Raw genomic sequence first — 8937 nt, forward strand, 5'->3', positions numbered from 1 at the left:
ACCACCCCCCCCCGGTCCGTTACACGCTGGCCCGGCCCGGGGGCGAGCAGGGGCGCCCCCCCGGCGCCCGCCCCCCCGCCACGGGGCCGGGCGCCGGGCTCCGCGGACGCCGGCGCCGAAGGAGTGGCGCGGCTGTCCGCTACGTACATGTCACGAGGTCCAGACGCCGGTGATGTCCTGCGCCGACGCCGCGTTGCCCGCGTGCGGCAGACCGTGCATGTCCTCCAGGGTGCGCAGGAGGTCGTAGTGGTTGTACGTGGTGGACGAGGTGGCGCCCGGGGTCACCTGCTGGCCGTACAGGACGGTCGGGATCTTGTTGCCGCTGAGCCGGTTGTCCTCGTCGAAGGTGACGACGAGGAGGCTGTTGTGGGTCTTGGCCCAGGTCGCGTACGCGCCCAGGTTGTTCTTCAGCCAGGTGTCGCCCGTGGAGACCGAGCAGTCGTGCATGTCGCTGCACAGGTTCGGCACGACGAACGAGACCTGGGGGAGCGTCGCGTAGTCCGTGGGGAACTGGGCGAGGGTCTTCGCCGACGAGGTCGGTACGTTGCTGAAGCCGAACCACGGGTTGTGCTTGCGGGCGTACTTGCCGGAGGAGCAGGTCGTCGAGCCCTGGCTGGGCAGGGTCTCGTTGTAGCTGGCCCAGGTCTTGCCCGCGGCGATCAGCTCCGAGGCGAGGTTCGGGGCGGACGAGAAGCCGGGCGTGTAGCAGCTGTCGTCCGTGATGCCCTGGGTGGAGCCGGAGAACAGGGCGAAGTAGTTGGGCTGGCTGGGGTGCGTCTCGGCGTACGACGCGGTGAGGTTGGCGCCGCCCGACTTCAGGCTGTTGATGTAGGGCGCGCTGGAGGAGCCGATGACCTGGCTGTACGCGTGGTTCTCGAAGACCACGACGACGACGTGGTCGGGGGTGGGCACGGTCGCCGCGGCGTGCGCGGTGCCGGCGCCGGTGAGGGCGAGCCAGCCGCCGGTGGCGGCCGTGGCCAGGGCGAGGGCCGAGGCGACGGCCTTGCCGCGGGCGCGGCTGAACAGTGATCTGCCGGACACGTGAGCCTCCGTGTGGGGGAGTGACGGGACCTTGGCGGTGCGGACAGAGCATGCACACGCCAAAATACCCGGGTGTCAGGCCTTCGGACCCCTGCCGGTGAACGATGGATGAACCCTCGGGCCCGTACCGCCTCGCCCGGGCCCCGCCCCGGCCCCCGCGCGAGCGGCCCTCAGCGCTCCGAGAGCGGCGACGGAGCCTCCTGGACCGTCCAGCCGTTCCCGTCCGGGTCGCGGAAGAACATGAACGAGTTCCACTCGCCGCCCGGGCCGTCCTCCCAGCCCTGCGGACCCGCGTGCTGCACCGGCGAGACCGCCACGCCGCGCGCCACCAGCTCCTCGCGGGCCGCCGCGATGTCCGTGACGCACACCTGAAGGCCGGTGAGCGAGCCCGGCGTCATCGTCTGCTGGTCCGGGGCGCCCGGCAGGCCCTCCGCCAGGGTGATCGAGCAGCGCGAGCCCGGCGGCGTCAGCTGCACGATGCGGACGCCCGGGGCCACCTCGGTGTCCAGGTCGACCTTGAAACCCACCTTCTCCGCGTAGAACTCCTTGGCGCGGTCCACGTCGGAGACGGGGACGACGACCACTTCGAGGGTCCACTCCATGATCAGAACCTTTCGGGCGACATGATCAGAACCTTTCGGACGGCCGGGGGTGCGGCTCTCGCATCCTCCCGCCCCCGTACAGACTCCGCACCCGCGCTCGACTCATCGGTCGCCCGCCGTCCGCAGTAGGCTCAGCACCGGGCTTGTTGATCGAACAGGAGGCCGGGATGTCGGTGCCGCGGGGCCGCAGGAGCAGTACGTTCACCCGGCTGCTGCGGCATGGATTCACCGACCCGTCCGCAGCCGAGCGGCTGCTCGACGCCGACGCGCTGTCCGCCGTACGGTCCGATCCGCTGCTGCTCGACGCGCTCGGCGCCACCGCCGACCCCGATCTGGCGCTCCTCGGCCTCGTCCGGCTCGCCGAGGCGCAGGAGCGGGTCTCCGGCGAGACCGGCCGCCGCGAACTGCTCGACACCCTCATCACCGCCAAGCCGCTGCGCGACCGACTCCTCGGCGTCCTCGGCGCCTCCGAGGCCCTCGCCGACCACCTCGCCCGCCACCCCGGCGACTGGCAGGCCCTCGTCACGTACGAACCCCGCGATCTGCACCCGGGCGTCGAGGAGTTCGAACGCGGCCTCGCCGAGGCCGACGACCCCGTGTCCCTGCGCGTCGCCTACCGCCGCTGCCTGCTGTCCATCGCCGCCCGCGACGTGTGCGGCACCACCGACATCGCGCAGACCGCCGCCGAACTCGCCGACCTCGCCACCGCGACCCTGCGCGCCGCCCTCACCCTGGCCCGCGTCGCCGCGCCCGGCGACGCCGCCCAGTGCCGGCTCGCCGTCATCGCGATGGGCAAGTGCGGCGGCCACGAGCTCAACTACGTCTCCGACGTCGACGTCATCTTCGTCGGCGAGGCCGCCGAGGGCGCCGACGAGGGCAAGGCGCTCCAGGCCGCGACCCGGCTCGCCTCGCACATGATGCGGATCTGCTCCGAGACCACCGTCGAGGGCACCATCTGGCCCGTCGACGCCAACCTCCGCCCCGAGGGCCGCAACGGCCCCCTCGTGCGCACCCTCGCCTCCCACCTCGCCTACTACGAGCGCTGGGCCAAGACCTGGGAGTTCCAGGCGCTGCTCAAGGCGCGCGCCGTCGCGGGCGACCCCGAACTCGGCGCCGCCTACGTCGCGGCCGTCTCCCCGCTCGTCTGGCAGGCCGCCGAGCGGGACAACTTCGTGCCCGACGTGCAGAAGATGCGCCGCCGCGTCATCGAGAACATCCCGGCGGGCGAGGTCGAGCGCGAGCTCAAACTCGGCCCCGGCGGCCTGCGCGACGTCGAGTTCGCCGTCCAGCTCCTCCAGTTGGTGCACGGCCGCTCCGACGCCTCGCTGCGCAGCGGCACCACCCTGGACGCGCTCGCCGCCCTCGCCGACGGCGGCTACGTGGGCCGCGTCGACGCCGTCCAGCTCGACGACGCCTACCGCTTCCTGCGCACCCTCGAACACCGCATCCAGCTCTACAAACTGCGCCGCACCCACCTCGTCCCCGAGGACGACGCCGACCTGCGCCGCATCGGCCGCTCCATGGGCATGCGCACCGAGCCGATCACCGAGCTCAACCGGGCCTGGAAGCGGCACACCTCCTCCGTGCGCCGCCTGCACGAGAAGCTGTTCTACCGGCCGCTGCTCGACGCCGTGGCCCAACTCGCGCCCGGCGAGACCCGGTTGAGCACCGAGGCCGCGCGCGAACGGCTCGTCGCGCTCGGCTACGCGGACCCGAGCGCCGCCCTGCGCCACCTGGAGGCCCTCGCCTCCGGCGTCTCCCGCAAGGCCGCCATCCAGCGCACCCTGCTGCCCGTCCTGCTCGGCTGGTTCGCCGACTCCGCCGACCCCGACGCGGGACTGCTCAACTTCCGCAAGGTCTCCGACGCCCTCGGCAAGACCCCCTGGTACCTGCGGCTCCTGCGGGACGAGGGCGCCGCCGCCGAGAACCTGGCCCGCGTCCTGTCCGCCGGCCGGCTCGCCCCCGACCTGCTCATGCGCGCCCCCGAGGCGGTCGCCCTGCTCGGCGACCCGCACGGCCTCGACCAGCGCGGCCACGCCCAGCTGGAGCAGGAGGTGCTCGCCGCGGTCGGCCGCGCCGACGGCGCGGAGCAGGCCGTCGGGGCCGCGCGCGGAGTGCGCAGACGCGAGCTGTTCCGCACCACCGCGGCCGACATCATCGCCTCGTACGGCACCGAGGACCAGCCCGTCGTCGCCGACCAGGGCGCGCTCGTGGACCGGGTCGGCTCCGCCGTCTCCGACCTGACGGCGGCCACCCTCGCCGGGACCCTGCGGGCCGTCGTCCGCGCCGGCTGGGGCGACACCCTGCCCACCCGCTTCGCCGTCATCGCCATGGGCCGCTTCGGCGGACACGAACTCGGCTACGGATCCGACGCCGACGTCCTGTTCGTGCACGAGCCCCGCGAGGGAGTCGACGACCAGGAGGCGGCCCAGGCCGCCAACAAGGTCGTCGCCGAGATGCGCCGGCTGCTCGCCCTGCCCACCGCCGACCCGCCGCTCCTCATCGACGCGGACCTGCGCCCCGAGGGCAAGTCGGGTCCGCTCGTGCGCACCCTCAAGTCCTACGAGGCGTACTACCGCCGCTGGTCGCTCGTCTGGGAGGCCCAGGCCCTGCTGCGGGCCGAACCGGTCGCCGGGGACGCCGAGTTGGGCCGCGCCTTCCTCGACCTCGTCGACCCGCTGCGCTACCCGGCCGAGGGCCTCGGCGACGACGCCGTCCGCGAGATCCGGCGGCTCAAGGCCCGCATGGAGTCCGAGCGGCTGCCGCGCGGCGCCGATCCGACGCTGCACACCAAGCTCGGGCGGGGCGGGCTGTCCGACGTGGAGTGGACCGTTCAGCTGATGCAGCTTCAGCACGGCTGGGCCGAGCCGGGGCTGCGGACGACCCGCACGCGCGAGGCGCTGGCGGCGGCGTGCGCGGCCGGTCTCGTCCCGGGCGAGGAGGCGGAGGTCCTCGACGAGGCGTGGGTGCTGGCCACCCGGGTGCGGAACGCGGTGATGCTGGTGCGGGGGCGGGCCGGGGACACGTTCCCGTCCGACGGGCGCGAACTCGGAGCCGTCGGACGGTACCTGGGGTACGACCCCGGCCACGTCGGGGACATGCTGGACGACTACCGGCGGATCACCCGGCGGGCCCGGGCGGTCGTGGAGGAGCGGTTCTACGGGGCGTAGGCCTCCGGCGGTTCGGCGGGGGCGCCTGGGCGTCTGCCTGGTTGATCGTGCGTGGGCGGCTGCGGGTCGTGGTCCGTCCTCGCGCCCACGCGGCGGAGCCGCACATCGATACAGCCCCGCGCCCCTGAGACGCGCACTTCGTGCGGCATCTCAACCGGCCTCCAGCATGGCCCGGCAATGTTCGATGAAAGCGCTCAGCGCCAGTTCGAAAGAGGCGTCCGCGCGGGAGTCCGGGAGGGCCGCCAGGGCCTGTTGCAGGAGCGGGGTCTCCACCTCGTCCGGCAGCTCCCACATCGTCTCCGGGGCGGCCATGTCCAGGGCCGAGCCGAGCACGATGTTCTCCAGGGCGATGATCAGCGGCATCACGTCCCGCAGCGCGAACCCGGCGTCGAGCAGCACCCGTACCGCCAGCTCGTACTGCTCCAGGACCCGCGGCGCCCGTACCGGGTTCGTGGTCAGCAGCGGGATCGCGCGGGGGTGCGCGGCGAACGCGGCGCGGTAGGCGCGGGCCCAGCCGGCCATCGCCTCGTCCCAGGGCAGCCCCGAGGTGAGCGGCGCCGGGTCGATCGCCCCCGCGACCCGCTCGCGCAGCAGCTCCACGATGCCGTCCCGCCCGTCCACGTGGTGGTAGACGGAGCCCGTCTGCACCCCGAGCGCCCGCGCGATCTGCGGCACGCTGAACTCGCCCGTCTCGTCGACGAGCCGGAGCGCCGTCGTGGTGATGCGCTCCCGGTCCAGGAGTGGCTTGCTCGGCCGTCCCATCCGTCCTGCTCTCCGCTCTCATCGGTCCCCGTGCGGGCCCCCTCCGGAAAAACAGGTCTTCCCGTAGGCCCGACGGGGAGGTTACATTGCGGAAACCGAAAGCCTTTAGATTTACGCCCCGCCGTCACCCGGCACGGCCTTCCGCCGCTCCTGCCTGCCGCCTGAAGGGCCCCTCCCCGCATGTCCGTGACCTCACCGAAGACCGCTCCGCCGAGCGCCGCCCCGGCCGGCCTGCGCACCGGCAGCCTCGGCACCTCCGACATCGCCTTCTTCGTCGTCTCCGCAGCCGCCCCGCTCACGGTCATGGCGGGAGTCGCGCCCATCGCCATCGCCCTCGGCGGCATCGGAGCCCCGGCCGGCTACCTCCTCGCGGGCCTCACGCTCGCCGTCTTCGCCGTCGGCTTCACGACGATGAGCCGGCACGTGAAGGGCGGCGGCGCCTTCTACTCGTACATCACCCAAGGCCTCGGCCGGCCCGCCGGAATCGGCGCCGCCCTGCTCGCCATGGTCGGCTACAACGGCATGGAGATCGGCGTCTACGGGCTCCTCGGCAGCGCCACCCAGGACACCGTGCACGCCCTGTTCGGCGCCGACGTCCCCTGGCTGCCCGTGTCCCTCGCCGGGCTCGCCCTCATCTGGTACGGCGGCTTCCGCTCCATCGACTTCGGCGCGAAACTCCTCGGCGTACTGCTCGTCGCCGAGACCGGCATCCTCGTCCTGCTCGCCGGGGGAGTGCTCCTCAAGGGCGGCGCCCACGGCCTGTCCGCCGCGTCCTTCGCGCCCGGCAACGTCCTCGTGCCCGGCACCGCCGCCGTGCTGGCCTTCGCGTTCGCCGCGTTCACCGGCTTCGAGTCGACCGTCATCTACCGCCGTGAGGCCCGCGACCCCGACCGCACCGTGCCGCGCGCCACCTACATCGCCGTCGCCTTCCTCGGCCTCTTCTACGCCTTCACCGTCTGGATCGCCGTCCAGGCCTTCGGCGACGCCGACGTGGTCAAGGCCGCCGGGAGCGACCCGGCGAACCTCTTCTTCACCGCCATCACCACCTTCGTCGGCGGCTGGGCGGCCGACCTGATGCACGTCCTCATCGTCACCAGCGTCATCGCCTCCCTCCTCGCCTTCCACAACGCCATCAACCGCTACGGCCTGGCCCTGGCCGACGAAGGAGTCCTGCCGCGCTCCTTCGCCCGCATCCACCCGAAGCACCGCTCCCCGTACGTCGCCGGGCTCGCCCAGACCGCACTCGGCGCGGTCGTCGTCCTCGCGTTCTGGGCGGCCGGCGCCGACCCGTACAACCAGCTGCTGCTCTGGGTGAACACGCCCGGCATGCTCGGCCTCATGGCCCTCCAGCTCCTCGCGGCGCTCGCGGTCCCGTTCTTCTTCCGCCGGATCTCCCACAGCGAGGGGCGCGCCCGCACGCTCTGGGCCCCGGCCGTGGCGACGGTCCTGCTCGGAGCGGCGATCGTCCTGGTCATCGGCCACATCGACCTCTTCACGGGAGCGTCCCCGCTCGCCAACTGGATCATGGTCGCGGTGGCCCCCGCGGTCTTCCTCCTCGGCTTCCCCCTGGCCCACCGCCTCAAGACCCGCCGCCCCGAGGTCTACGAGGCCTTCGGCAGCAAGTAGAGCCGCGCCCACCCGAACAAGAACGGACCCGCACCATGCCCCAGGCCGACCTCCTGCTCACCGACACCCGCATCCGCACCCTGAACCCGCACCAGCCGGAAGCCACCGCCCTCGCGGTCAAGGACGGCCGGATCGCGGCACTGGGTGACACCGCCACCCTGACCCGCGACTGGAGCGGCCCGGGGACCGAGCGGCTGAGCCTCGCCGGAGCCACCGTGACCCCGGGCTTCGTGGACTCCCACAGCCACCCGGTCTGGGGCCTGCAGATGTCCGCCGGCGCCGACCTCACCGGCGTCCAGGACCTCGACGCCCTCCGCGCGGCGCTGCGCTCGGTGCCCCGGATCGACGGCTGGGTCATCGGCTGGGGCCTGGACCACAACGCCTTCGGCGGCCGCCCCGTCCACCACGGCCTCATCGAGGACGTCCTGGACGGCGCCCCCGCCTTCCTGCGCCTCTACGACGGCCACTCCGCGCTCGCGAGCACCGCCGCGCTGGCCGCCGCCCAGGTGACCGGCCCGCGTGAGTTCGCCCAGCGCGCCGAGATCGTGTGCGACGCCGAGGGCCGCCCGACCGGGCACCTGATCGAGCACGCCGCGATGGACGTCGTCGACGCGGTCGTGCCCCGGCTCTCGTACGAGAAGCGCCGCGCGGGCCTCGTCGACCTCCTCAAGGGCATGGCCGCCACCGGACTGACCGGCGCCCACGTCATGGACGGCGCCGACCTCGAGCTCCTCGCCGCCGTCGAGCAGGACACCGACCTGCCGCTACGCCTCACCGTCGCGCCCTGGTGCATGCCCGGCGTCGACCGGGACGGCCTCGACGAGCTGATCGCCCTCCAGAAGCGCGGCGGCCGCGACTGGCGGGTCGGCGCGGTCAAGTTCTTCATGGACGGGACCGTCGAGGGCGGCACCGCCTGGCTGGAACAGGCCGACTGCCACGGTCGCGGCACGGACGCGTTCTGGCCCGACCCGCAGGCGTACAGCGCCGCCGTACGCACCCTGCACGCGGCCGGCGTCCGCACCGCCACCCACGCCATCGGCGACGCCGCCGTACGGCACGCCCTCGACACGATCGAGGCGCTCGGCGCGAGCGGCCGCGACGCGCACCGCATCGAGCACATCGAGACGGTGCCGGACGACACGCTGCCGCGGTTCGCCGCGCTCGGCGTCGCCGCGTCCATGCAGCCGCCGCACACCGCGTACACGAAGGGCGACCACAGCGACGAGTGGTCGAAGCGGCTGGGCGCGGAGCGGGCCGGGCGGGCCTGGCGCACGCGGGATCTGCGGGACGCGGGGGCGGTGCTCGCGCTCGGGTCCGACTGGCCGATCGCGCACTTCGACGCGCGGCGGGTGCTGGCCATGGCCCGGGTGCCGGAAGGGGCGGCGGGGGCGGGGCAGGGCTTGTCGGGGCTGGAGGCGCTCGAAGGGGTCACCTCGCATGCGGCGATCGCCTCCGGCGAGGCGCATCTCGGGGGGCGGATCGAGGTGGGGCTGCGGGCGGATCTGACCGTGCTGGGGCTCGACCCGGTCCTGGCGCCGGCCGATGAGCTGGCGCAGGCGCCGGTCCGTCTGACGACGGTCGGGGGGCGGATCGTGCATCGCGGGGAGTGACCCCCCTGGGAGGGGTGGGACCGGTAGAGACGGGTCTGCGGCCCGGTGGGGGCTGGTCGCGCCCCGCGGCGGAGCCGCTGATGGACACAGCCCCGCGCCCCTAATGAGGCTGCGCCTCATCGGGGC

At 73.6% G+C, this 8937-nt stretch carries 6 protein-coding genes; 3 read left to right on the forward strand and 3 right to left on the reverse strand.

From position 1 onward, the window contains the following. Positions 1–150: 150 nt before the first annotated feature. Positions 151–1041, reverse strand: a complete 891-nt coding sequence (locus tag ACFW9D_RS17940) for an alkaline phosphatase family protein (protein WP_188339287.1) — start codon at positions 1039–1041, stop codon at positions 151–153. A 170-nt stretch (positions 1042–1211) separates the two neighbouring features. Beyond that, on the reverse strand, positions 1212–1643 hold the full coding sequence (locus ACFW9D_RS17945) for a VOC family protein (RefSeq protein WP_384623023.1): 432 nt from the start codon (positions 1641–1643) through the stop codon (positions 1212–1214). 167 nt (positions 1644–1810) lie between these two features. Here ACFW9D_RS17945 and ACFW9D_RS17950 point away from each other — a divergent pair, with 167 nt between their 5' ends. After that, a complete protein-coding gene (locus tag ACFW9D_RS17950; RefSeq protein ID WP_384623024.1) occupies positions 1811–4813 on the forward strand; it encodes a bifunctional [glutamine synthetase] adenylyltransferase/[glutamine synthetase]-adenylyl-L-tyrosine phosphorylase in 3003 nt (1000 codons plus the stop codon). Positions 4814–4963: 150 nt separating this feature from the next. Here the strand turns inward: ACFW9D_RS17950 and ACFW9D_RS17955 are convergent, their stop codons facing one another. Next, entirely contained in the window at positions 4964–5575 is a 612-nt protein-coding gene (locus ACFW9D_RS17955) for a TetR/AcrR family transcriptional regulator C-terminal domain-containing protein (protein WP_188339290.1), read from the reverse strand. A gap of 180 nt (positions 5576–5755) precedes the next feature. On the opposite strand from ACFW9D_RS17955, the gene ACFW9D_RS17960 reads away from it, so the two are divergent. Then, positions 5756–7201, forward strand: coding sequence for an APC family permease (locus ACFW9D_RS17960; protein WP_384623027.1), 1446 nt, complete (start codon positions 5756–5758; stop codon positions 7199–7201). Positions 7202–7236: 35 nt separating this feature from the next. Next, complete coding sequence (locus ACFW9D_RS17965) at positions 7237–8811, forward strand: amidohydrolase (protein WP_384623029.1); 1575 nt, start codon at positions 7237–7239, stop codon at positions 8809–8811. Positions 8812–8937 lie beyond the last annotated feature (126 nt).

This window comes from Streptomyces sp. NPDC059524, assembly GCF_042749255.1.
Taxonomy (GTDB): Bacteria; Actinomycetota; Actinomycetes; order Streptomycetales; family Streptomycetaceae; genus Streptomyces; species Streptomyces xanthii.

Bases quoted from the DNA above. Each gene is read 5' to 3' on its own strand.
- ACFW9D_RS17945 (WP_384623023.1), bottom strand. From the start codon at position 1,643: ATGGAGTGGACCCTCGAAGTGGTCGTCGTCCCCGTCTCCGACGTGGAC.
- ACFW9D_RS17955 (WP_188339290.1), bottom strand. From the start codon at position 5,575: ATGGGACGGCCGAGCAAGCCACTCCTGGACCGGGAGCGCATCACCACG.
- ACFW9D_RS17965 (WP_384623029.1), top strand. From the start codon at position 7,237: ATGCCCCAGGCCGACCTCCTGCTCACCGACACCCGCATCCGCACCCTG.
- ACFW9D_RS17960 (WP_384623027.1), top strand. From the start codon at position 5,756: ATGTCCGTGACCTCACCGAAGACCGCTCCGCCGAGCGCCGCCCCGGCC.
- ACFW9D_RS17950 (WP_384623024.1), top strand. From the start codon at position 1,811: ATGTCGGTGCCGCGGGGCCGCAGGAGCAGTACGTTCACCCGGCTGCTG.